This window comes from Vibrio sp. YT-16, from assembly GCF_033337405.1.
Classification (GTDB): domain Bacteria; phylum Pseudomonadota; class Gammaproteobacteria; order Enterobacterales; family Vibrionaceae; genus Vibrio; species Vibrio alginolyticus.
Map to the genome: position 1 here is coordinate 1 of NZ_JAWOQQ010000153.1, position 1,056 is coordinate 1,056.

Genomic DNA, 1,056 nt, shown 5'->3' on the forward strand with positions numbered 1-1,056 from the left:
ACGTGGAAGTATTTCGATTAGGCTACGAATAAGACCTAGACTATGTAAAACCAGACCAATCCGTTGACCTTACGGTGTGGAATTCTGGGTAAGGAGAGCAATTATGACAGCAATGTTGTCAGGTGCAGAGATGGTGGTGCAATCTCTGATAGAGGAAAACGTAGAGCAGATCTTCGGTTATCCGGGTGGTTCCGTTTTGGATATCTATGATGCACTGCACGCAAAAACCGACCAAATTAAACACGTACTAGTAAGACACGAACAGGCTGCGACGCACATGGCTGATGGCTATGCTCGCGCAACAGGTAAGCCGGGTGTGGTACTGGTATGTTCAGGGCCTGGCGCAACCAATACCATTACCGGTATTGCAACGGCGTACATGGACTCCATTCCGATGATCGTGATTTCAGGGAACGTGCCAAACAGCCTGATTGGTAACGATGCTTTCCAAGAATGTGACATCGTGGGCGTCTCTCGTCCGGTAGTAAAACACAGCTTTTTGGTGAAAAAGGCGGAAGATATCCCTGAAACGATCAAAAAAGCCTTCTACATTTAAACAACGGGTAGTCCTGGGCCAGTTGTGATTGATTTGCCAAAAGACGTAATGAATCCGCAAATCAAACTGCCTTACCAATATCCAGAAAGCATTTCGATGCGTTCATACAAGCCAACCACTTCGGGTCATAAAGGCCAAATCAAGAAAGCACTGAAGTCTTTGATTGAAGCGAAAAAACCGGTGCTTTATGTCGGTGGTGGCGCAGTCATTTCTGGTGCTCACGAACATATTTTAGAACTGGCAGACAAACTTAACCTGCCAGTTGTCAGTACCTTAATGGGCCTAGGTGCATTTCCGGGGACTCACAAAAACTCGCTTGGTATGTTGGGGATGCACGGTACCTACGAAGCCAATATGGCGATGCACGAAGCGGATCTGATCTTCGGTATTGGGGTGCGTTTTGATGACCGCACCACCAATAACCTTGAGAAGTACTGTCCAAATGCGAAAGTGATGCACATTGATATTGATCCGTCGTCGATCTCCAAAAACGTCAAAGT

General features: G+C 46.7%; 1 pseudogene. It reads left to right on the forward strand.

Annotation, left to right across the window (positions count from 1 at the left end):
* Positions 1-84: 84 nt before the first annotated feature.
* A pseudogene (locus tag R7F07_RS25415) lies at positions 85-1,056 on the forward strand (thiamine pyrophosphate-binding protein); the annotation flags it as partial.